23 protein-coding genes are annotated in these 21,433 nt (G+C 63.6%); 7 read left to right on the top strand and 16 right to left on the bottom strand.

The genetic code is table 11. The features are described from left to right. The 4 genes from VGH41_RS02690 to VGH41_RS02675 form a co-directional block, all read right to left on the bottom strand. A partial coding sequence (locus VGH41_RS02690; protein ID WP_331595801.1) for a cbb3-type cytochrome c oxidase subunit I occupies positions 1-413 on the bottom strand: 413 nt, incomplete at its 3' end. A gap of 44 nt (positions 414-457) precedes the next feature. Further along, a complete protein-coding gene (coxB, locus tag VGH41_RS02685; RefSeq protein ID WP_331595800.1) occupies positions 458-2,101 on the bottom strand; it encodes a cytochrome c oxidase subunit II in 1,644 nt (547 codons plus the stop codon). A gap of 67 nt (positions 2,102-2,168) precedes the next feature. Beyond that, positions 2,169-2,642, bottom strand: a complete 474-nt coding sequence (locus VGH41_RS02680) for a DUF2244 domain-containing protein (RefSeq protein ID WP_331595799.1) — start codon at positions 2,640-2,642, stop codon at positions 2,169-2,171. 258 nt (positions 2,643-2,900) lie between these two features. After that, complete coding sequence (locus tag VGH41_RS02675) at positions 2,901-3,866, bottom strand: methyltransferase domain-containing protein (RefSeq protein ID WP_331595798.1); 966 nt, start codon at positions 3,864-3,866, stop codon at positions 2,901-2,903. An 84-nt stretch (positions 3,867-3,950) separates the two neighbouring features. Here VGH41_RS02675 and VGH41_RS02670 point away from each other — a divergent pair, with 84 nt between their 5' ends. Together VGH41_RS02670 and trmL are read left to right on the top strand one after the other, a co-directional pair. Further along, a complete protein-coding gene (locus VGH41_RS02670) occupies positions 3,951-4,745 on the top strand; it encodes a ComF family protein (protein ID WP_331595797.1) in 795 nt (264 codons plus the stop codon). 18 nt (positions 4,746-4,763) lie between these two features. Then, a complete protein-coding gene (gene trmL / locus VGH41_RS02665) occupies positions 4,764-5,234 on the top strand; it encodes a tRNA (uridine(34)/cytosine(34)/5-carboxymethylaminomethyluridine(34)-2'-O)-methyltransferase TrmL (RefSeq protein WP_331595796.1) in 471 nt (156 codons plus the stop codon). Positions 5,235-5,284: 50 nt separating this feature from the next. Here the strand turns inward: trmL and VGH41_RS02660 are convergent, their stop codons facing one another. The 5 genes from VGH41_RS02660 to VGH41_RS02640 form a co-directional block, all read right to left on the bottom strand. Beyond that, positions 5,285-5,818 (bottom strand): O-acetyl-ADP-ribose deacetylase, encoded by a 534-nt coding sequence (locus VGH41_RS02660; protein ID WP_331595795.1) that lies wholly within the window; start codon positions 5,816-5,818, stop codon positions 5,285-5,287. Between the two features lie 132 nt (positions 5,819-5,950). Beyond that, a complete protein-coding gene (locus VGH41_RS02655) occupies positions 5,951-6,949 on the bottom strand; it encodes an NAD(P)H-dependent glycerol-3-phosphate dehydrogenase (protein ID WP_331595794.1) in 999 nt (332 codons plus the stop codon). Positions 6,950-6,971: 22 nt separating this feature from the next. Then, on the bottom strand, positions 6,972-7,442 hold the full coding sequence (gene secB / locus VGH41_RS02650; protein WP_331595793.1) for a protein-export chaperone SecB: 471 nt from the start codon (positions 7,440-7,442) through the stop codon (positions 6,972-6,974). 168 nt (positions 7,443-7,610) lie between these two features. Continuing rightward, positions 7,611-7,871 (bottom strand): glutaredoxin 3, encoded by a 261-nt coding sequence (gene grxC, locus VGH41_RS02645; protein WP_074300906.1) that lies wholly within the window; start codon positions 7,869-7,871, stop codon positions 7,611-7,613. Beyond that, positions 7,868-8,293 (bottom strand): rhodanese-like domain-containing protein, encoded by a 426-nt coding sequence (locus VGH41_RS02640; RefSeq protein WP_331595802.1) that lies wholly within the window; start codon positions 8,291-8,293, stop codon positions 7,868-7,870. Before VGH41_RS02640 ends, grxC begins: the two co-directional genes overlap by 4 nt. A gap of 148 nt (positions 8,294-8,441) precedes the next feature. On the opposite strand from VGH41_RS02640, the gene gpmA reads away from it, so the two are divergent. The 3 genes from gpmA (at position 8,442) to VGH41_RS02625 (ending at position 12,066) form a co-directional block, all read left to right on the top strand. Continuing rightward, the gene (gene gpmA / locus VGH41_RS02635) at positions 8,442-9,188 is read left to right on the top strand and encodes a 2,3-diphosphoglycerate-dependent phosphoglycerate mutase (RefSeq protein WP_331595792.1); all 747 of its coding nucleotides are present in this window, start codon (positions 8,442-8,444) and stop codon (positions 9,186-9,188) included. A 375-nt stretch (positions 9,189-9,563) separates the two neighbouring features. Next, on the top strand, positions 9,564-11,153 hold the full coding sequence (locus VGH41_RS02630; protein ID WP_331595791.1) for a S41 family peptidase: 1,590 nt from the start codon (positions 9,564-9,566) through the stop codon (positions 11,151-11,153). A 154-nt stretch (positions 11,154-11,307) separates the two neighbouring features. After that, positions 11,308-12,066, top strand: a complete 759-nt coding sequence (locus VGH41_RS02625) for a molybdopterin-synthase adenylyltransferase MoeB (RefSeq protein ID WP_331595790.1) — start codon at positions 11,308-11,310, stop codon at positions 12,064-12,066. A 47-nt stretch (positions 12,067-12,113) separates the two neighbouring features. Here the strand turns inward: VGH41_RS02625 and ptsP are convergent, their stop codons facing one another. From ptsP to VGH41_RS02590, 7 genes are all read right to left on the bottom strand, one after another. Continuing rightward, positions 12,114-13,862, bottom strand: coding sequence for a phosphoenolpyruvate--protein phosphotransferase (gene ptsP, locus VGH41_RS02620; RefSeq protein WP_331595789.1), 1,749 nt, complete (start codon positions 13,860-13,862; stop codon positions 12,114-12,116). Positions 13,863-14,141: 279 nt separating this feature from the next. Then, positions 14,142-14,411 (bottom strand): HPr family phosphocarrier protein, encoded by a 270-nt coding sequence (locus VGH41_RS02615; protein WP_331595788.1) that lies wholly within the window; start codon positions 14,409-14,411, stop codon positions 14,142-14,144. A 51-nt stretch (positions 14,412-14,462) separates the two neighbouring features. After that, positions 14,463-14,951, bottom strand: coding sequence for a PTS mannose transporter subunit IIA (locus VGH41_RS02610; protein WP_331595787.1), 489 nt, complete (start codon positions 14,949-14,951; stop codon positions 14,463-14,465). A 380-nt stretch (positions 14,952-15,331) separates the two neighbouring features. Continuing rightward, the gene (gene gshB, locus VGH41_RS02605) at positions 15,332-16,288 is read right to left on the bottom strand and encodes a glutathione synthase (RefSeq protein WP_331595786.1); all 957 of its coding nucleotides are present in this window, start codon (positions 16,286-16,288) and stop codon (positions 15,332-15,334) included. Positions 16,289-16,389: 101 nt separating this feature from the next. Beyond that, positions 16,390-17,679: a glutamate--cysteine ligase gene (gene gshA / locus VGH41_RS02600; RefSeq protein WP_331595785.1), complete on the bottom strand. Its 1,290-nt coding sequence runs from the start codon at positions 17,677-17,679 to the stop codon at positions 16,390-16,392. A gap of 237 nt (positions 17,680-17,916) precedes the next feature. Further along, a complete protein-coding gene (locus VGH41_RS02595) occupies positions 17,917-19,422 on the bottom strand; it encodes an ammonium transporter (RefSeq protein WP_331595784.1) in 1,506 nt (501 codons plus the stop codon). A 29-nt stretch (positions 19,423-19,451) separates the two neighbouring features. Next, positions 19,452-19,790: a P-II family nitrogen regulator gene (locus tag VGH41_RS02590; RefSeq protein WP_006048089.1), complete on the bottom strand. Its 339-nt coding sequence runs from the start codon at positions 19,788-19,790 to the stop codon at positions 19,452-19,454. Between the two features lie 438 nt (positions 19,791-20,228). On the opposite strand from VGH41_RS02590, the gene VGH41_RS02585 reads away from it, so the two are divergent. Both VGH41_RS02585 and VGH41_RS02580 read left to right on the top strand, forming a co-directional pair. Beyond that, complete coding sequence (locus VGH41_RS02585; protein WP_331595783.1) at positions 20,229-20,483, top strand: accessory factor UbiK family protein; 255 nt, start codon at positions 20,229-20,231, stop codon at positions 20,481-20,483. 100 nt (positions 20,484-20,583) lie between these two features. Then, on the top strand, positions 20,584-21,433 hold an 850-nt coding region (locus VGH41_RS02580), incomplete at its 3' end, for a magnesium chelatase domain-containing protein (RefSeq protein WP_331595782.1).

Raw genomic sequence — 21,433 nt, 5'->3', positions numbered from 1 at the left:
GACCCTACCAGCAGCACAGCCGCCACCGGCAACAGCCAGAAGCTGAAGTTGTTCATGCGCGCGAACGCCATGTCGGACGCGCCGATCTGTAGCGGAATCATCCAGTTCGCGAAACCGACGAAGGCCGGCATGATCGCGCCGAACACCATGATCAGGCCGTGCATGGTGGTCAACTGGTTGAAGAATTCGGGGCGCATGATCTGCAGACCCGGTTCGAACAGTTCGGCACGGATCATCAGCGCCATCACGCCCCCGGACAGGAACATGACGAACGAGAAGATCAGGTACAGCGTACCGATGTCCTTGTGGTTCGTGGCGTACAACCAGCGGCGCCAGCCATGCGGCGTACCGTGGGCATGGTCGCCGTGCACGTGCTCGTGGCCTGCGACTACATCGTGTCCAACGCTAGACATGACAATCTCCTAAAGCAAATACTGCGGTGCCGACCAGGAACACGTCAGGCGGCCGGGTTGATCTGAACGCGGCGGGCTTCTTTTGCGTCGCTGCCGCCGGTGATCGCTTCCGGCTTCTTCAAGATAATATGGTCTTCGGCGATGCCTGCTGCTTTCAGCGCGTCGCGCACGGCTTCAGCGCGGCTCTTCGCGAGCTTCGCGTTGGCGTCGGCTGAGCCCGTGGCATCAGTGAATCCCGACAGCAGGAACTTCGCGTCAGGATGCGCCTTTGCGTAGTCTGCCGCGGCTGCGACGGCATCTTTGGCGTCGTCCGGCAGCGTGCTCTTGCCAGTTTCGAAGTAGACGTTGGCCGGCAGGCTGGCTTGCTGTGCCGACGCGCCGCTGTCCGAACCGCCCGCAGCCGGAGCCGCCGACGCCGCGTCCGACCCGCCCGCTGCCGCACCGCTCGCCGCTGCGGCGCCGCTTGCGCCCGCTGCGGCGTCTGCCAGATGGTCGCCGCCTTCCGGCAGCTTGCCATTGCGTGCGTCTGCCACCTGCTTCGGCTGGAGAATGTCGCCGGTGTGGTTGCCCCACGAATTACGTTCGTAGGTGATCACCGACGCGATTTCGACGTCATTCAGCGTGGGCGCCCACGAAGGCATGGCGTTCTTGCCCTTGAGCACGAGGCTCACATGCTGTGCGATCGGGCCGTTGGCGATCTTGCTGCCGTCGAGCGCCGGGAACGCGCCTGCGCCCTTGCCGGTAGGCTGGTGACACACCGCGCAGTTCGACGAGTAGACCTTGCCGCCGCGCTCCATCAGCTCGGCCATCGTGTAGGTCTTGTTCGGATCGTCGGCGCCCGCGGCCATTTTCTTCTTCTGGTCGTCGACCCACTTCGCATAGTCGTCAGCGGAGAGCACTTCGACCACGACCGGCATGAAGGCGTGTTCCTTGCCGCACAGTTCCGTACAGAAGCCGCGGAAGGTGCCCGTCTTGTCGGCCTTGAACCAGGTGTCGCGCACGAAGCCGGGAATCGCATCCTGCTTGACGCCGAAGGCCGGCACGTACCAGGAGTGGACGACGTCGTTGGCGGTGGTGATGATGCGGATCTTCTTGTCGACCGGGACCACGAGCGGATTGTCGACTTCCTGCAGATACGTATCGGTTATGGGTTGCTTGCCGTCGGTTTCGGCGCGGGGCGTGGACAGCGTGGACAGGAAGCTGATGCCTTCACCCGGGCCCTTGACGTAGTCGTAGCCCCACTTCCACTGATATCCCGTCACCTTGATGGTGACGTCGGAGTTCGTGGTGTCCTTCATGGCAACGACGGTCTTGGTGGCGGGCAGCGCCATCAGCACGACGATGACGAACGGCACGATCGTCCAGATGATTTCGACGGTGGTGCTTTCGTGGAAATGGGCGGCCTTGTGGCCTTTCGATTTGCGGTGCGCGAAGACTGAATAGAACATCACGCCGAACACGCCCACGAAGATCACCGTACAGAGGATCAGCATGAACGTGTGAAGGTGATAGAGCTCCTCAGCGATAGCGGTGGCAGGCGGCTGGAGGTTGATCTCGTTGACGGCGGGGCCGCCAGGGCTATCACCCACTGCCAGCGCAGCGCCGGCAAACAGCAGCCCGCTCAGCGCCAGCCCGCCCATGAGGGCTCGCTTGATTGTTTTCATAGCTTCCTTACCCAAAATTTCCATTCAAACCCTCGACCCCGCTGGAAGGCTGTCTCGCGTGTCCCCTGGAACGACGTGAGGCTCAGTACATCTAACAGCGCCTGAGCCACATGCGCAATTCACCTGCGAACTGCGCGCGCCGATACTGCGCGAGGTGTTGCCCGATCATGATCGTCTGGCCGCGCGAGACCAGTTTGATCTGGTCACGCGGCGTTGCGCCTGGTTCGACCCGCACCCAGCGCGGATTGAATTCGAACTGCGTGAGTTGCTCCGCACTCACCCGCTCGATGACAAGCCGGTTTGGGAAGAGCCTGATGCGTTCGTAATCGACAGCGTGACGCGCGTAAATTGCAAAAGCGATACCTACGGCCAGCAACTCGATGCCGGTGAACGGCAGCACCAGCCAGGCGCCGACCAGAACCAGCATGAAAGCGATCAATAGCGAGACCGCTGCGAGCGACACATAGAAGCATACAAACTGCTTCGGCGAAACCGAACAGTTGCGTTTCATCGTCCAGTCTTTGAGGACCGGTTCCGAATCCGCCAGCAGATCAGATGACGCCATCGCTGTCTCCCGCGAATTGCCCCTTACCCCTGCCTGCTACTTCTTCCCTGCAGTCCAGCGCCTTCGGGCTTGCCGGCTGCGGATGTGGGATGTCCGAGCGACAAACTGACGCATTATAGGCGCGTTCTATGGCATCCACAAGCAAGGTCCTATCGGCCTGGAAGCCCGGCCGGATAAGCCTCTGCGCCGTTTTGACGCAACCCGCAAGGGTCTTTTACCCTGGTAATTTCAGACATAACAGATGCCCTCTTTACCACCTTAGCGTTTCTTCGCCTGACCCCGGCCAATGTCTTCCAGACGGACGATTCCGTGACCTTCAGCCGTGGTGCGCGGCACTGCTTTCCACGCATGGCCGTAAATCACCTCGAAGGTCAGCGCAAGCGTGCCGTCAGCGCGCCGGCGCGCTTCCAGCGCAGCCAGCAATGCCTTGTGCAGACGCCGCGCCGCCGCGTTTGAAGACGCCTCACGCTCGAACGGATAGGCGCCCCAGCGGCGCACATCCGCAAGCAGCGACTGCGGGGACTTGTAGGTGATGGTGAGCGTTTCCTGGTCCATCACCGGAATTTCGAAGCCGCTCTCTACCAGCATATCGCCCAGATCGTGCATGTCCACGAAATCGATCACATGCTTGCGGGACGGCACACCGTAGGCAGCCTCGACTTCGGCATAGGCGCCGCGCAATTCCTTGAGGGTGTCGGGACCGAGCGTGCTGAACATCAGGAGGCCGCCCACCTTCAGCACGCGCTGCCATTCGGGGAACACCTGATCGGGCCGCGAGTGCCAGTGCAGTGCGAGGTTTGACCAGATGAATTCGAAGGCGCCCGCCGCGAACGGTAGCGCCGAGAAATCGGCCTGCGCGAAACGCGGCCCGCGTGCGCCAAGCGCCTTGCCGATCGAAGCCGGCAGGAAGCGTCGCCAGCTGGTGTCGCCCGCGTCGTGCCGCAGGGCGCGGGTCAGCATCGCATGCGAGAGGTCGGTGCCGTAGACGGGCGCTTCGGGGAAGCGCTCGCGCAGGCCGGGCAGGTCGTCGCCCGCGCCACAGCCGGCGTCGAGAACACTGGCAGGACTCACCTTGATGAAATCGAGGCGCTCGCGCATCCGCTGCGCAATCTCGCGCGGCAGGAACGCAACCTCGTCGAAGGTGGCAGCGCGGCGATCGAAAATCCGCTGAAGACGCCGGGAATCATAGGCCGGACGGCCAGATTTTGCGGGAGATGAGGACATGGGAGTCGTGCGGACGAAGAGTGCGAAGTATACTCGCTCGCTCCCCACCGTTCAGCGCAGGAGGCCTTCGCAGGCGGCCCATCCATGCAATTCCAGGCGTTCAGTTCTTCAACCCGTTCGCTGGTCGGGCGCGAAGTTACACATTTTGCAAATCGGCTGGGTGCGCTCTGGCCACGCCTGATTCACGCTGCGCTACCCAATTTATGTGCGCTATGCGGCAATTTGTCGCAGAACACACTTTGCGCAGGGTGTGACGAGGCGTACTCGAATGAAACGCATCTGCGCTGCACGGTCTGCGCTGTCCCGCTGTCCGTTTCGCGGCGTGGAAGCGGGCGGCTGTATCGCTGTGGCGACTGCACGAGGGTGCCTCCGCCGTTCGACGCGACGCTCGCGCTCGCCGACTATCGGGCGCCGCTCGACGCGCTGGCAGTCGGTCTGAAGTTTCGCGCACGGCTGATGCTCGCGCAGGAGTTCGGGCAGCGGCTCGCGCGCCTCGCGGACGATATGCTGGACGCATCGGAACGGCCGGACGTGTTTGCACCTGTGCCGCTTGCGCCAAAGCGGCTGGTCGAACGCGGTTACAACCAGGCGTGGCAAATTGCGCGGCCGCTTGCCCGCGCGCTGCAGGTGCGCAGCGACGCCACGCTGGTCACTCGCGTGATCGAGACCGCGCGTCAGTCGCGACTCGACCTGGACGCCCGCCGGCTGAACGTCGGCCGTGCGTTCAAGGTCACCGCACCGGTGCAAGGACTGCACGTCGGCATCGTCGACGACGTCATGACCACGGGTGCCACCCTTGAAGCGCTCGCCCGCGTACTGAAGACGGCGGGCGCGCGGCGCGTGACGAACTTCGTCGCCCTGCGCACGCCGAAAAACTAGACTCCACAGGCTTACACCATGTTTAACGTCGTTCTCGTCGAACCGGAAATTCCGCCCAATACCGGCAACGTCATTCGTCTGTGCGCCAATACCGGCGCGCGACTGCATCTGATCGAGCCGCTCGGCTTTCCGCTTGACGACGCCAAAATGCGCCGTGCCGGCCTCGACTATCACGAGTACGCGCAAATGCATGTGCATGCGGATTGGGCGGCGTTTATCGCCAGAGAGACACCCGATGCAACGCGCATGTTCGCCTTCACAACGCGCGGTTCGGGCGCATTTCACGCGCACACGTTTCTGCCTGATGACTGGTTCGTATTCGGCGCGGAGACACGCGGCTTGCCCAACGAGGTGCTGGATCAGTTCGCCAATGAACAACGCGTGCGCTTGCCGATGCGTCCCGGCAACCGCAGCCTGAATCTGTCGAATACCGTCGCGGTGGTGGTGTTCGAAGCGTGGCGGCAGGCTGGCTTTGAAGGCGGCGCCTGACGGCGCCCAGTTGCCGGAGCAACCTGAATGCGGCTGATGACCCGCATGGCCTAAGGACTCGCGCGGCGCTCCAGTTCGGCCTCGTAGCGCGCAAACATGGCGTCGTCGAAGCAGGCGAACACCACCCGTTCGACGGACGCCGCGTGCGGCAATGTCTCGATCACCGTGTGCACTGCGATGCGCACGGCCTGGTCCGCGGGAAAACGGTAGACGCCGCAGCTGATGGCCGGAAACGCGATGTCTTTGCACTGAGCCTGTTGTGCCAGTTCCAGCGAGCGCCGGTAACACGACGCCAGCAAGTCCGCTTCACCTCGCGCGCCACCGTGCCACACCGGGCCTACCGCATGAATCACATAGGTGGCCGGCAACTGGTAACCACGGGTGAGTTTCGCGTCGCCTGTCGCGCAGCCGCCCAGCTTTTCGCAGTCGCGCAGCAGTTCGCGGCCGGCCGCGCGATGAATCGCGCCGTCGACGCCACCACCGCCCAGAAGCGACGTATTCGCCGCGTTGACGATCGCATCCACCGCGAGCGTCGTGATGTCCACCACTCGCGCTTCGAGTGTGCAATGACCGATTGTGAGCATGGAGACCTCGCTATCCGAAACGTCCATAAGACGTGGACAACGAAGAGAGGGCAACCGTTCAGCGCAAAGCGGACGCCTGATGGCGCCTCGTGTTGCGCCGAACGGCTAGACGGCCGAACGGCTAAACCGCTGTTATTCCGCTTTCGCGTCCCGGCGTAGCAGCGCGTCGACCGCATCGCGCGGCGCGACCCCATCGAACAGCACCGCACAGACTGCCTGGGTGATGGGCATGTCGATGGCATGGGTGCGTGCGATGGCCAGCACTGCCTGCGCACACCGCACACCTTCGGCCACGTGACCGAGGGCGCCGAGGATATCGTCAAGCGAGCGTCCCGCCGCAAGCTGCATGCCGACCGTGCGATTGCGCGAGAGATCGCCCGTTGCGGTCAGAATCAGGTCGCCGAGGCCCGTGAGCCCGGTGAACGTCTCCGCCCGGCCGCCGAGCGTCACGCCAAGACGCGACATTTCGGCGAGCCCGCGGGTGATCAGCGCCGCCCGCGCGTTGAGGCCAAGACCCAGGCCATCCGCGATACCCGTGGCGATGGCCAATACGTTCTTCACCGCACCGCCCACTTCCACCCCGACGAGGTCGTCGCCGGTATAGATGCGCATGGCGCCATGATGGAACGCGGCAACGGTCCGCTCGCGGCAGACCGCCGACGCGCTGGCCACGGTCAGTGCGACCGGCAGCCCCTGCCCCACTTCGCGCGCGAAGCTCGGGCCGGACAGCACGCCGTTGCTGCCGTGCCCGGCCAGTTCAGCGGCGACCACCTGATGCGGCAACAATTGGGTATCGGCTTCGAAGCCCTTGCAGAGCCAGACCACATTGGCCGGCACCTTGCCGGCGTCGCGCATGGCCTGGAAGAGCCCGCGCAAGCCCGCCACCGGCGTCGCGACGACGCACAGCGCGTGGTCGGCGAGCGCGTGATCCAGTGCCGCAGCCAGCTCCGCTTCGTAGCGCAGCCCGGCCGGCAACGCAACGCCCGCCAGATAGCGGGCGTTTTCGCCGGACCCGGCAAGTTCGGCAATGAGCGCCGGCTCGCGCGCCCACAGCACGGTGTCGTGCCGCAAGGCCAGGTGGCCCGCGAGTGCGGTGCCCCATGCACCAGCGCCGAGAACGGCGACTTTCATACCCGGCACTGCGCGCGGCGCCTTAGTGCGTGACGCCGTTTTGCGCCGCGCCTTCCTGCGAGCCCATCTGCGCGAGACGTTGCTCGTACAGGGCCTGGAAGTTGATTTCGGCGAGGTGGATCGGCGGGAAGCCGGCACGCGTGATGGCGTCGGCGATGTTCGAGCGCAGGTACGGGAACAGAATGGTCGGGCAGGCAATGCCGACGAGCGGGTCGATCTGCTCTGCCGGGATGTTGCGGATGTCGAAAATGCCGGCTTGCTTGGCTTCGATCAGAAACGCGACCTTGTCCGAAACCTTTGCCGTGACGGTACCGGTGACGAGGATCTCGAATACGGTGTCGGCGAGGCGCTCGGCCTTGACGTCCACTTCGACTTCGACCGACGGCATTTCCTGTTCGAGGAAAATGGCCGGCGAATTGGGTTGCTCGAGCGACATGTCCTTCAGGTAGATGCGCTGGATGTTGAAGAACGGCTGGTTATTCTCGTCGGACATGATTGGGTATTCCCTGAATGTGTTCAAAACGGCGGGCCAAGTCTCCACGGCCCGCCGGATCGGTGCGATGCGCGCCGCCCACCGCGGGCGTCGACGAACCGGCTTGATTTGCTACTGGTTGGTTTGCCCGCGGCCGCATCCGGCCGCGCGAGGCGGCCTTCCGTGACTTTAAGCTGCTTCGAGCAGCGGCATCAAACCGCCCGCGCGATCCAGCGCGGAAAGGTCATCATAGCCGCCCACGTGCGTCTCGCCGATGAACACCTGCGGTACCGTACGACGGCCCGTGCGGCTCATCATTTCTTCACGCCGGGCCGGATCCTTGTCGATCAGAACCTTTTCGACGTTTTCGACGCCGCGCGACTTTAAAAGACGTTCGGCCATCTGGCAATACGGGCACACCTGGGTGCTGTACATGATTACCTTGTTCACTTCACGGCTCCTTGTTTCACAACCGGCATACCGGCTTGCTGCCAGGCGTTCAGGCCGCCTTCGAGCACATGCACTTCGGCGAAGCCGGCATCCTGGACGACGCGCACCGCCTTGTTCGACTGCTGACCGGTCTGACACACCAACAGCACCGGGTTACTTTTGTTCTTCACGAACTGGCCCACCTTCGCCTGCAACTCTGCAAACTCCAGATGCCGCGCGGACGGCAGATGACCCTTCGCGAACTCCGCCGAAGGCCGCAGGTCGATGACCACGGCGTTGCGGCGGTTGATCAGCTGGGTCGCTTCCGCTGCGGACAGGCCGCCACGGCCGCGCCGGCTGATGGTCGGCCACAGCAGCAACCCTCCTGAGATGAGGACGACCGCGATGAGTACAAGGTTTGTGTAATCGGTGAAGAACTTCACGGAAAATCCGCCGAAAAAGAGAGAAATCGGAAAAATCAGAAAGGGGGCAATCCGGCCATTATAAAATAACCGCCTGACGCGATGGCGGCGGCCCATTCGGCCGTGCCCGCCGCGCTCGACCGCTTCCTCACTACCGACCGGCCATCTTATGTACAAACTCGTTCTCATCCGCCACGGCGAATCGACGTGGAACAAGGAAAACCGCTTCACAGGCTGGGTCGACGTCGACCTCACCGAGCAGGGCAACCGCGAAGCGCAGCAAGCCGGCCTGCTGCTCAAGGATTCGGGCTACACGTTCGATATCGCCTACACCTCCGTTCTGCGACGCGCCATCCGTACCCTGTGGCACGTGCAGGATCAGATGGACCTGATGTATCTCCCGGTGGTGCACTCGTGGCGTCTCAACGAACGCCATTACGGCGCGCTGTCGGGTCTGAACAAGGCCGAAACCGCAGCGAAGTTCGGCGACGAGCAGGTGCTGGTCTGGCGCCGCAGCTATGACACGCCGCCGCCCGCCCTCGACCCGTCCGACGAGCGCACCGCCTACAACGACCCACGCTACGCCAAGGTGCCGCGCGAGCAGCTGCCGCTCACCGAGTGCCTGAAAGACACGGTCGCCCGCGTGCTGCCCATCTGGAATGAATCCATCGCGCCGGCCATCAAGTCGGGCCGTCAGGTGCTGATCGCCGCGCACGGCAACTCGATCCGCGCGCTGGTGAAGTACCTGGACAACATCTCGGACGACGAAATCGTCGGCCTGAACATTCCGAACGGCGTGCCGCTCGTGTATGAACTGGACGCCGATCTGAAGCCCATCAAGCACTACTATCTGGGCGACCAGGAGGCCATCGCCAAGGCACAGGCCGCCGTCGCCAAGCAAGGCAAGGCCGGCTAAAAGGCAGGCGCCCTGGTGCGAGGCCGCTTCGGCGCCGCGCCAGGGCATGCTCGTTTACGCGAGCATCCGCCGGGGCACGAACCTGCGCAGTTGCCCTATAAAGCGAAATTCAAAAGTGCTGGAAACACGCTGTGCATGCCGGCAAAAAATGCCGGGCGTAAGTGGCGCAAGGCCCTGCACGCACTCGCCGCGCGGTTAGCACGGCCATCCGGAGAGGCCGTTCGTCACCGCGCCGCAATCTCGCAGAACCTGGCATGCCGTGCGCTGTCGAAACCCGATTGCCTACGCTGCGCCCTGCCTGAGCGGGTGTGCAGTTATACTTGTCCGTCCCCATCTCTTTGACGCTGCCACGCGCTTCCGACCGCAACAGACTCTATGCGAAAGAACCTGAAAAATATCGGCCTGATCGCCGCGGGCCTTGCTACCGGCGTTTTTGCCACGCTGCAACTTTCCGCCTCGGCTCAGCAACCCGCCAGTAGCGCAACCGCGCCGCTGCCGCTCGATCAGCTGCGGCTTTTTGCCGAAGTGTTCGGGCAGATCAAGCACGAATATGTCGAACCGGTCGACGACAAGAAGTTGCTCACGGCCGCGATCAAGGGCATGGTGTCGAGCCTCGACCCGCACTCGTCGTATCTCGACAAGACCGATTACGAAGAGCTGCAGGAACAGACCAAGGGCCGCTTCGCCGGTCTCGGCATTGAAATCTCGTCAGAAGACGGCCTGATCAAGGTCATCTCGCCGATCGAAGACACGCCCGCGTTCCGCGCCGGCATCCGTCCGGGCGACCTGATCACGCGCATCAACGACAAGCCGGTGCGCGGCATGACGCTCGACCAGGCGGTCAAGCAGATGCGCGGCGACCCGGGCACGAAGGTCACGCTGACCATCTTCCGAAAGACCGACGACCGCACCTTCCCGCTCACGGTCACGCGCGCCATCATCAAGGTGCAGAGCGTGAAGATGAAGATCCTGGCGCCGGGCTATGCGTACATCCGCATCACCAGCTTCCAGGAACGCACCACGCCTGATCTGGCTGAAAAGCTGCAGGAAATCGCGCGCCAGCAACCGAACCTGAAGGGCCTGATCCTCGACCTGCGTAACAACGGCGGCGGTCTGCTGCAGAGCGCGGTCGGCGTGGCGGGCGCCTTCCTGCCGCCGGATTCGGTGGTGGTGTCGACCAATGGCCAGATTCCGGATTCGAAGCAGGTCTATCGCGACACGTACGACAACTATCGCCTGCCGTCGTTCGACAGCGATCCGCTGAAGGACGAAGCGCCGATCTTCAAGACCGTGCCGATGATCGTGCTGACCAACGCCTACTCGGCGTCGGCTTCGGAAATCGTCGCGGGCGCGCTGCAGGATCAGCATCGTGCGCTGATCGTCGGCAAGACCACGTTCGGCAAGGGTTCGGTGCAGACAGTGCGTCCCATGACCGCCGACACCGCGTTGCGCCTGACCACCGCGTACTACTACACGCCGAGCGGCCGTTCGATCCAGAACAAGGGTATTCGCCCGGATGTCGCAGTGGATCAATACGCAGACGGAGATCCGGACGACGCACTCGTCACGCGCGAAGTCGACTACTCGAACCACCTGGCCAACACCCAGGATCCGAACGAGAAGAAGGAGCAGGAACAGCGCGAACAGGAGCGTATGGACCAGCTGCGCCAGCTCGAAGAGCAGAACGACAAGAAGACGCCGGAGCAGCGTCAGAAGGACCGCGACCGCAAGCCGGTTGAGTTCGGCTCCGCTGACGACTTCATGTTGCAGCAAGGCCTGAACAAGCTGGAAGGCAAGCCGGTACAGGAATCGAAGTCGCTCAGCGAGCGCCGTCTGGCGCAAAGCAAGCCTGAGCAGTCGGCTTCGGCTCCGGTGGCGGTCAAGTCCACCCAGCCGGTTCCGGGTATGGGCGCTTCGGGCGCGACACCGGCCTCCGCGCCGCTGCCGGCTTCGCAAAGCAACTAGGCAGCACCGTCTCAACTAGCAGGTCCTCTGACGGGCCTTCGCAGCGCACGCTGCGAAGGCCCGTTTGCCAGGCGCGATTAAAATAACCGCAACGCCACTCGCGCGGCCGGCGCTTCGCCTGCCCGTCACTACGCGCCGCACAGCGCGCCTCGCTATGAACGACGAACAACTTCTCCGCTATTCCCGCCACATCCTCGTTGACGAACTCGGTATCGAGGCGCAGCAGCGCTTTCTCGATGCACACGCGATCGTCGTCGGTGCGGGCGGCCTCGGCTCACCCGCGGCCATGTATCTGGCCGCCGCCGGCGTCGGCAAGCTGACGCTGGTGGACGCCGACACCGTCGATCTGACCAACCTGCAGCGGCAGATCCTGCATGTGACGGCTTCGGTCGGGCGCAGCAAGGTGGAATCGGGCCGCGATGCAATCGGCAAGCTCAATCCGGATGTGCTGGTGGACGCCGTCGCACAACGCGTCGACGACGCGTGGCTCGACGCCGCCGTGCCGCAGGCCACCGTCGTGCTGGATTGCACGGATAACTTCGCGACCCGCCACGCCATCAATCGCGCCTGTTTCGCGCATCGAGTGCCGCTCGTGTCAGGCGCGGCACTGCGGTTTGACGGCCAGATCAGCACGTTCGATTTCCGCGACGCAGCATCACCGTGCTACGCGTGCGTGTTTCCCGAGGATCAACCGTTTGAGGAAGTCGCCTGCTCGACGATGGGGGTGTTTGCGCCGACGGTCGGCATCATTGGCGCGATGCAGGCGGCCGAAGCATTGCGGGTGATTGCCGGCATTGGAACACCGCTGATCGGCCGTCTGATGATGCTCGATTCGCTGCGGATGGAATGGAACACGATGCGCATTGCGCGCCAGCCGGACTGCCCGGTATGTGGTGAGGCGCATCAGCCCTGAGCGCGGCGCGGCCCCCGCCGCCGCGGAGGCCGAAGCATCACGCTATCTCACACCAGCGCGACCCGCTTGAGCGCGGCTTGCACTTCTTCCGGCTCGAACGAAGCGAGCACGTCGGCCACCGGCTTCTCCAGCGTCTTCATGTTCGAACGCAGGATCTCCTGCTTCACCACCAGCAACTGACTCGGATGCATCGAAAACTCGGTGAGTCCCATGCCGAGCAACAGACGCGTCAGGGCAGGATCCCCCGCCATCTCCCCGCATACCGAGACCGGCACGCCCGCCCGCTTCGCTTCACGCAGCGTGAACGCGATCAGATGCAGCACCGCCGGATGCAGCGGGTCGTACAGATGCGCGACGGAATTGTCGGCGCGGTCGATGGCCAACGTGTACTGGATCAGATCGTTAGTGCCGATCGACAAAAAGTCGAGGCGCTTCAGGAACAGCGGCAACGCGATGGCCGCCGCGGGAATCTCGATCATTGCGCCGACCTGCACGTTCCGGTCGTACACCAGACCGGCGTCGTCGAGCTGCCGTTTGGCCTCGCGGATCAGATCCAGGGTCTGGTCGATCTCCTGCGCATGCGCGAGCATCGGAATCAGAATCTTCACCGTGCCGAACGCCGACGCGCGCAGAATGGCGCGCAGCTGCGTGAGGAACATCTGCGGTTCCGACAGGCTCCAGCGGATCGCGCGCAGTCCAAGCGCGGGGTTCGCCGCGGTCTCGTAGCCGTCGCCGCCGCTCATCGAGTCGAGCGGCTTGTCGGCGCCCACGTCGATGGTACGGATCGTCACCGGCAAGCCGTTCATCAACTCCACGGCACGCTTGTAGGCCTCGAACTGTTCCTCTTCCTCAGGCAGCTTGTCCTTGTGATTCATAAACAGGAACTCGGTGCGGAACAGGCCGATACCGGTCGCGCCCGCCGCGACCGCCGCCTTGGCGTCCTCGGGCAATTCGATGTTTGCACACAACTCGATACGCGTGCCGCACAACGTCTGCGTGGGCGAAAACTTCAGGCGTTGCAGCTTGCGCTGTTCCAGCGCCTTTTCGCTTTGACGATACGAATACTCTTCGAGCACGATCGGCGCAGGATCGACGATCACAATGCCGTGATCGCCGTCGACGATGATCAGGTCGTCCTGGCGGATCAGCGCGCTCGCATGCTGCACGCCCACCGCCGCCGGAATGCCGAGGCTGCGTGCGACGATCGCCGTATGCGAGGTGCGCCCGCCCAGGTCCGTGACGAAGCCCTGGAAGGTCTGCGTCTTGAACTGCATCATGTCGGCCGGTGCAATGTCGTGCGCGACGACGATCATCTCGTCGCATGCTCCATGCACGTTCCCGACGAGCGCTGGTGAAGCGCCGGCCAGCGCCTTCAGCACGCGCTCGACCACCTGCTCGATGTCGGCCTTCCGCTCGCGCAGGTATTCGTCTTCGATATCGTCGAAATGGCGCGACAGACGTTCGAGTTGCTCGGTCAGCGCCCACTCGACGTTATAGCGGCGCGTACGGATCAGATCGATGGTTTCCTGGACGAGCATCGCATCGTTCAGGATCATTGAATGAACGTTGATGAAGGCACCCATCTCGCTCGGCGCGTCGGCCGCGAGATCGTCGCGCAATGCGTCGAGCTCCTGATGAACGAGTTGCTGGGCCGAACGGAAACGCTCGACCTCGCTCTCGATCTGGGCGGGTTCGATCAGATAATGGTCGACGTCGAGTGCAGCCGGGGCGATCAGATAAGCCCGCCCGATGGCGATACCGCGTGACACGGGAATTCCATGCAGCGTGAACGACACGCGCACCTCCTCTAGTTGTGTGATGCCGCGGTAGACCGCTGCAATGCTCTCAGACCTTGCCCGTCATTATAAATTCCGCAGCCCTTTACCGCCCGCTTCGACGCTGTGCGGCGCAACAGAATTACGCCATCGTCACGGCGCGCCGCGCCGGCCAGCCCAGAGCTTGCGTGAGCACGACGACGCCACCATGTCAGCGCCTTCTTTCTGATTGTGGCGCGCTAAAAAAAACGCCGCGGCAAGCCGCGGCGTGGTGACACAGTCGAATCCTTTACGCGGCGCTTACTGGCCTTCGCCGAATTTGTCGGCGATCAGCTTCAGCAATGCGTCCATGGCTTCCTGTTCGTCGGAGCCTTCCGTCTCGATCAGCACCGTGCTGCCGATGCCCGCCGCCAGCATCATCACACCCATGATGCTTTTGGCGTTGATGCGCCGCCCGTTGCGGCTCATCCAGATTTCCGCCTGGAAGTTACCCGCCAGTTGCGTCAGTTTGGCCGAGGCGCGCGCGTGCAACCCCAGCTTGTTCACGATAGTCGTTTCCTGTTGCAGCATGTAATGGTCCGAAGCGCGGTGTTGATGTTATGAAGAATGAAACTGCCCGTATCAGAGACCCGTGGTGCCGTGTTTGTGGGTCAGATCCGATTCGGGCGGCATGGCCGGCAAACACTCGCCGGAACCCTCCGGCGGCGCAACGGGCACGGGCGTGGCCGAGCTGATCGTATGCACGCCTTTGGTTGCGCCTGCCAACGCCTTGTCGACCAGCGTCTCGAGCGGCGTGGTGCGATAGCAGACCGCGCGCAGCAGCATCGGCAGATTCACGCCGGCCAGCACCCGCACGTTGGGCACGGTCGCGAGCCGGGCAGCAATGTTCGACGGCGTCGCGCCGAACATGTCGGTCAGCACGAGGGCGCCGTTCTCTTCCTTGAGGCGCTCGATCTCCGAGTACGCGAACGCGACAACCTGAGCCGGATCGCAATCCGGCGAGACGTCGATCACACCGATGCGGGCGGGTAAGCCGCCATATACGTGAGCGATGCAGTCCCGTAACGCGGTAGCGAGCGGGGCATGCGCAATGATCAGAATGCCTGCCATGTCAGCCTTGCTGCAAAAAAACGGCCCTGAACCGTGGCCGGGGCGATAGCCCGGTCGTCATACCCTCGACCGGCCGATGGTCGTGAGGGTCGGAACCGCGTCTCCTTGCGCCCGTCTGGCGAGCCTCGCGGCCTGACAGCGAACGCCTGCTTTATGCCTGTTTCAGGCCGACGCCCAGCCGCACGCCTGTTGGCATTGCGGGCCACGATGGGTCGGCTTGAAGAGCGGGCATTGTATCAGGCTCATTTTCGCGCTTACGCCACTTGTTCGCCGGACATCGCCCAGCTGTTCTTCTGCATTACCCGATGCGCTGCTACGTCTGCTGCCAAAAAACTCCGGCGCGCCAACACTTCTTCGCCATGGCGCGCCGCCTCACGCGCTCAACCGACCGCGCGCTCCAGTGCGTCAATGAACATTCCGGCAACGTCGAAGCCGGTCTGATCCATGATTTCGCGGAAGCACGTGGGACTTGTCACGTTCACCTCGGTGAGCCAGTCGCCGATCGCGTCCAGCCCAACCAGCAACAGACCACGCGCGGCCAGTACCGGCCCCAGTGTCTCTGCGATCTTGCGGTCGTTGTCCGTCAGCGGCCGCGCCACGCCGAGCCCACCCGCCGCAAGATTGCCACGCACTTCATTGCCTTGCGGAATCCGCGCGAGCGAGAACGGCACCGGCTCGCCGCCAATCAACAGAATGCGCTTGTCGCCGTCCTTGATCTCGGGGATGAACTTCTGCGCCATCACCGAACGCGCGCCGTCGTGGCTCAGCATTTCGATGATCGAACCCAGATTCATGCCGTCCGCCTTCACGCGGAACACACCCATGCCGCCCATGCCGTCGAGCGGCTTCAGGATTACGTCGCCATGCTCGGCGTGGAAGGCGCGCAAGCGCGCCGCATCACGCGTAACGAGCGTAGGCGCGACAAACTGCGGAAACTCGCCGATCGCCAGCTTCTCCGAGTGATCGCGAATCGCCTGCGGTTTGTTGAAGATGCGGGCACCGCCGCGTTCCGCAAGCTCCAGCAACCAGCTCGACGTGACGTACTCCATGTCGAACGGCGGATCCTTGCGCATCAGAACCGCGCCGAAGCCCTTCAGCGGGCGTGGCGCCGCGGCATCCGCCGCGTACCACGTCTCGCGATGACCGTCCGCTTCGTCGCCGACGATGGCAAACCGCTGGACGTTCGCCTCGACGTCCGCGCCGGTCCATGCCAGGTGTTTCGGCTCGCAGGTGAACAGCGTATGACCGCGCCGCGCGGCCTCGGCCATCATGGCGTAGGTCGAATCCTTGTAGATCTTGAAGTGATCCAGCGGGTCGGCGATAAACAGAATGTCCATGAAGATCCTGATGCGCCAGGGCGGCCCTGGCAGTATTCGTTAAAGAGGCGCGGCAACCGGCAACTCGCCGCGCATCGGCTGCGCGCCTGGCGCGACCAGGCTTAGACCTGGATCGCTTCCGGATCGGTCTTTTCCAGCTCGACCGAAGCGGCCAGCAGCCCAAGGCGCGCCACCACGCCGTACATGTAGAAGCGATTCGGCGGTGCCGCACCGGGCTTCGCATGCGCATCGGGCAGAGCCGTATGTTCGAAGCCGAGCGGCACGAAATGCATGCCCGGCGCGTTCAGGTTCTGATCGCGCTCGCGGCTGCCGTGAACCCGGTAGAAGCCGCCCACCACGTAGCGGTCGATCATGTACACCACCGGCTCCGCGACTTCCTCGCCGATGCGTTCGAACGTGTAGACGCCTTCCTGCACGATGACGTCATGAACCTCGAGGCCGTCCTTCGTGGCAGCCATCTTGGCGCGTTCGCGCTTGGTCAGCGCCGCTACTTCCGAGGCGTCGTGCACGGTCATCACGCCCATGCCGTAGGTGCCGGCGTCGGACTTGATGACGACATACGGCTTCTCCGAAATGCCGTACTCACGATACTTTTTGGCGATCTTCTTCAGCACGCCGTCGATCGCATCGGTCAACGCTTCCTCACCGGTCCGCTCCTGGAAGTCGACACCTTCGACGTGCGCAAAGTACGGATTGATCATCCACGGGTCGATTTCGACCATCTTCGCGAACTTCTTGGCGACGTCGTCATAGCAGGAGAAGTGCGTCGACTTGCGGCGTACCGCCCATGCCGCGTGCAACGGCGGCAGTACGTATTGTTCGTGCAGGTTTTCGAGGATGGGCGGAATGCCGCCCGACAGATCATTGTTCAGAAGGATCGAGCACGGGTCGAAGTTCTTCAGGCCGAGCCGGCGCGCCGAGCGCTCCAGGGGCTCGAGGACGATCTTCTGACCGTCCGACAGCGCGATGGTGACCGGCCCGTTGATGCTTTCGTCGAGCGTGCCGAAACGGACGTTCAACCCCGCCTGACGCATGATGGCGGCCAGACGTGCAACATTCTCGAGATAGAAGGCGTTACGCGTGTGACGCTCCGGAATCACGAGCAGATTCTTCGCGTCCGGGCAGATTTTTTCAATCGAGGCCATGGCCGCCTGGACGGCGAGCGGCAGCACTTCCTGCGGCAGATTGTTGAACGCGCCGGGAAACAGATTGGTGTCCACTGGCGAGAGCTTGAAGCCCGCGTTGCGCAAGTCGACCGAGCAATAAAACGGCGGCGTATGTTCCTGCCATTCAAGACGGAACCAGCGTTCGATGGCGGGTGTAGCGTCGAGGATCTTCCGCTCGAGATCGAGCAGCGGGCCGTTTAACGCCGTAACTAGGTGCGGAACCATTGATCACTCGCAGACTGGAGAAAAAAGATTGTAGAGCAAACACCTCGTCCATTTGGGGACGGTTTCTCCATTCGCAAGCGGGGGTGGATGCATTCTCGCTATCAGCGCAATAGACGGTGGAATCACCCTCCATAAACCAGTTTAGCGCGATTTGGGTGGCATCAAAGAAAAAGGCCCACCTTCCGGTGGGCCAAAGTCGCTGTGCTTTATTGCGTGATTCGTGAAACCCCAGAATCCTTATTCGACGTGTTCGCCGTGCAGGCTCACGTCGAGGCCTTCGCGTTCTTCTTCTTCCGTCACGCGGATGCCCATCACCATGTCGATCACCTTCAGCAGGATGAAGCTCACCACGCCGCTGTAGATCAGCGTCGTCAGCACGCCCTTGGCCTGCAGGATCACGCTGCCGTCCGAGCCGCCGATGTCCTTGACTGCGAACACGCCGGTCAGCAATGCACCGACGATACCGCCGACGCAGTGCACGCCGAAGCAATCGAGCGAGTCGTCATAGCCGAGCTTGCCCTTGAGCCACGTAGCCGACCAGAAACAGATCACGCCGGCGGCAATACCGATCACCAGCGAACCGCCGATGCCGACGAAGCCCGAAGCCGGCGTAATCGCCACCAGACCCGCCACCGCGCCCGACACGATACCGAGCACCGACGGCTTGCCCTTGGCGATCCACTCGGCAAACATCCACGCAAGTGCTGCGGCAGCCGTGGCTACCTGCGTAGCGAACATCGCAAAGCCGGCACGGCCGTCTGCTGCCACGGCGGAACCTGCGTTGAAACCGAACCAGCCCACCCACAGCATCGCGCCACCAATCAGCGTGAGCGTCAGGTTGTGCGGAGCCATCACTTCCTTGCCGTAGCCGACGCGCTTGCCGAGCACGAGGCAGCACACCAGACCTGCGATACCGGCGTTGATGTGCACCACCGTGCCGCCTGCGAAGTCGAGAATGCCTGCCGTAGCCAGCCAGCCGGTCGGTTCCCAGACCATGTGCGCGATCGGCGAGTAGACGATGATCGACCACAGGGTCATGAACACCAGCATCGCGGAGAACTTCATCCGGTCAGCAAACGCGCCCGTGATCAGGGCCGGCGTGATGATCGCGAAGGTCATCTGATACACGCAGTAGACCGTTTCCGGGATCGTCGGCGCGAGATGGCTCACGGTCAGCGTGGTCGCCTTGTCGCCATGGACGTAGTTCATCCCGGCCATGAAGATGCGCGAGAAACCGCCAATGAACGAGCCGCCCGGCGTGAAGGCGATGCTGTAGCCCACCACCACCCAGACGATCGTGACGACGCAGGTGATCGCGAAGCTTTGCATCAGCGTCGCCAGCACGTTCTTCTTGCGGACCATGCCGCCGTAGAACAGTGCGAGACCCGGGATCGTCATGAACAGCACGAGCGCGGTGGAGGTCAGCATCCAGGCGGTGTCGCCCGAATTGATCTTCGACGAGTCGACCGAGAACGGCGCGGTCGGTGCTGCCGGAGCGGCGGCGGCCGCGGCCGAAGCATCCGCCGGTGCCGAGGCTGCGGTGGCTGCCGGTGCGGAAGCGTCGGCGGCCGGGGCCGAGGCGGCTGCAGCGGTCGCCGAAGCGTCCGGTGCCGGCGCGCTCGCGGCCGTATCAGCGGGCGCCGAAGCGGCTGCGGGTGCTGAAGCGTCGTCCGCGAGGGCGGCGCCAACGCCGCCCGCGAGCAGCGAGCCGGCCATCAGCAAGGACATCATTAATTTACGCATCTCTGTTTCCTCTTATCGCTATCTTGTATTTACAGGGCGTCCGCCCCGGTCTCCCCGGTGCGAATCCGAATCACTTGTTCGATCGGCGTGACGAAGATTTTCCCGTCACCGATCTTGCCGGTCCGTGCCGCGCGTTCCAGCGCTTCGATTGCCTGATCGACGATGTCGTCCGAGACGGCCGCCTCGATCTTCACCTTCGGCAGGAAATCGACCACGTACTCAGCGCCCCGGTACAGCTCGGTGTGGCCTTTCTGACGTCCAAAGCCCTTCACTTCTGTCACCGTGATTCCGGAGACGCCGATGGCCGACAAGGCTTCGCGCGCCTCATCGAGCTTGAACGGCTTGATGATTGCGGTAATCAGTTTCATGAAATCCTCGCTGTAGTTGCGTAACCGTTGCGTAACCCGTTTGCGTAGCCTTGGTTCCCCTGAGCTGTTGCGTCGAGGTGCGGCCCGTCCAAGCCGCCTCGATGCACCCCGTAAAACGTCCCGGCAGTGCGCGCGGGGCAGTAACAGCAACTCGCATGCCAAGTTGCGCTCAGGCCCGCTGGAACCGGTCCCGCACGGGGAGCTCGGCGTACCCCTGGCCGGATGGCCAACGTTGGCGGGGGACGGTGGCGCGCCACGTGGTTCGTTGCTAGAGTGTTCGCAGGCTTCGGATGCAGGCATGTGCCGCAGGTGCGCGCACCAAACGCGTTCACACAATGGCGGCCGGCTGACAGTCGTGCACCAAAAACGACCATGCGACGAGCCGGAGCACAGATGTAACGACACATGCACTTTTTTTGTGCGCCCTAGGGGAACACCATGAAACAACCGAACGACGTCTTCAATGATTTGCAGGCACGCGTGAGCGATCTGCTTAAGAACTCACCCGCCAAGGATGTCGAACGCAACGTCAAAGCCATGCTGTCGCAAGGCTTCTCGAGGCTCGATCTGGTCACGCGCGAGGAATTCGACACGCAGACCCAGGTGCTGGTACGGACACGCGCAAGACTGGAAGAGCTGGAACGGCGGGTGGCCGAGCTCGAACAGAAGCTGCCGGTTACCCAGACGTCGTAAGCCGCATTCATGCTGCACATCACTGGCAAGCGAGCCGTGACGTCATCAGCGCTTTAGGGGATCGCGCGCGCCGCCGGCGCGCCGTCTGACGGGAGAAAACATGTCGCTTGCCGTGGTGCGCAGTCGCGCGCCGGCCTCTGGCCGCGCGCCCGAAGTAACGGTCGAGGTCCACCTCGCCAACGGACTACCCTCTTTTTCGATCGTCGGTCTACCCGATCTGGAAGTACGCGAAAGCCGCGAACGCGTGCGCGCCGCCTTGCAGAATTGCGGTTTCGACTTCCCGGTCCGCCGCATCACCGTCAATCTCGCTCCTGCCGATTTGCCGAAGGAATCCGGCCGCTTCGACCTGCCGATCGCGCTGGGCATTCTGGCCGCGAGCGGGCAGATTCCCGCTGAGTCCCTGATGCACCGCGAATTCGCCGGCGAGTTGTCGCTGACCGGCGCGCTGCGGCCCATGCGCGGCGCGTTTGCGATGGCCTGCGGGACCGCCCGCAGTCATGCGGCCCAGGCGGCGCCCGGCGTGCTCCACGCCACCGCCGTCGAGACGGCGCCGCGCACCGCCGAGCTCTATTTGCCCGCCGCCAGCGCCTCCGAAGCCGCACTCGTGCCGGGGGTGGACGTCTACGGCGCCGCCGACCTGCCCTCGCTCTGCGCGCATCTGGCGGGCGCGCCGGACGGCAGGCTCGCGCCGGTCGCCGCGCCCGTGGTGCCCGGCTCGCCTGCAGCCGCGCCACCCGATATGGCCGACGTAATCGGCCAGCGCGGCGCACGGCGGGCGCTCGAAGTCGCGGCGGCGGGCGGCCATCATGTGCTAATGGTCGGGCCGCCGGGCGCCGGCAAGTCGATGCTGGCGGCACGCCTGCCGAGCCTGCTGCCGCCCATGACCGACGACGAAGCGTTGACCTCGGCCGCGTTGCTGTCCGCCAGCATGTCCGGCTTTTCACCCGCCC

It is taken from the genome of Paraburkholderia sp. (genome assembly GCF_036488795.1).
Taxonomy (GTDB): domain Bacteria; phylum Pseudomonadota; class Gammaproteobacteria; order Burkholderiales; family Burkholderiaceae; genus Paraburkholderia.
Note: the sequence above shows the minus strand (reverse complement) of the source record. Positions and strands in the feature narration are given on the sequence as shown.

Coding starts and splice junctions, on each gene's coding strand:
- VGH41_RS02680 (WP_331595799.1), bottom strand. CDS start 2,642: ATGGCGTCATCTGATCTGCTGGCGGATTCGGAACCGGTCCTCAAAGAC.
- VGH41_RS02590 (WP_006048089.1), bottom strand. CDS start 19,790: ATGAAACTGATTACCGCAATCATCAAGCCGTTCAAGCTCGATGAGGCG.
- VGH41_RS02655 (WP_331595794.1), bottom strand. CDS start 6,949: ATGAAAGTCGCCGTTCTCGGCGCTGGTGCATGGGGCACCGCACTCGCG.
- VGH41_RS02595 (WP_331595784.1), bottom strand. CDS start 19,422: ATGCGTAAATTAATGATGTCCTTGCTGATGGCCGGCTCGCTGCTCGCG.
- trmL (WP_331595796.1), top strand. CDS start 4,764: ATGTTTAACGTCGTTCTCGTCGAACCGGAAATTCCGCCCAATACCGGC.
- gshB (WP_331595786.1), bottom strand. CDS start 16,288: ATGGACATTCTGTTTATCGCCGACCCGCTGGATCACTTCAAGATCTAC.
- gpmA (WP_331595792.1), top strand. CDS start 8,442: ATGTACAAACTCGTTCTCATCCGCCACGGCGAATCGACGTGGAACAAG.
- VGH41_RS02615 (WP_331595788.1), bottom strand. CDS start 14,411: ATGCTGCAACAGGAAACGACTATCGTGAACAAGCTGGGGTTGCACGCG.
- VGH41_RS02630 (WP_331595791.1), top strand. CDS start 9,564: ATGCGAAAGAACCTGAAAAATATCGGCCTGATCGCCGCGGGCCTTGCT.
- VGH41_RS02675 (WP_331595798.1), bottom strand. CDS start 3,866: ATGTCCTCATCTCCCGCAAAATCTGGCCGTCCGGCCTATGATTCCCGG.
- coxB (WP_331595800.1), bottom strand. CDS start 2,101: ATGGAAATTTTGGGTAAGGAAGCTATGAAAACAATCAAGCGAGCCCTC.
- VGH41_RS02670 (WP_331595797.1), top strand. CDS start 3,951: ATGCAATTCCAGGCGTTCAGTTCTTCAACCCGTTCGCTGGTCGGGCGC.
- VGH41_RS02660 (WP_331595795.1), bottom strand. CDS start 5,818: ATGCTCACAATCGGTCATTGCACACTCGAAGCGCGAGTGGTGGACATC.
- VGH41_RS02585 (WP_331595783.1), top strand. CDS start 20,229: ATGAAACAACCGAACGACGTCTTCAATGATTTGCAGGCACGCGTGAGC.
- secB (WP_331595793.1), bottom strand. CDS start 7,442: ATGTCCGACGAGAATAACCAGCCGTTCTTCAACATCCAGCGCATCTAC.
- VGH41_RS02625 (WP_331595790.1), top strand. CDS start 11,308: ATGAACGACGAACAACTTCTCCGCTATTCCCGCCACATCCTCGTTGAC.
- VGH41_RS02610 (WP_331595787.1), bottom strand. CDS start 14,951: ATGGCAGGCATTCTGATCATTGCGCATGCCCCGCTCGCTACCGCGTTA.
- gshA (WP_331595785.1), bottom strand. CDS start 17,679: ATGGTTCCGCACCTAGTTACGGCGTTAAACGGCCCGCTGCTCGATCTC.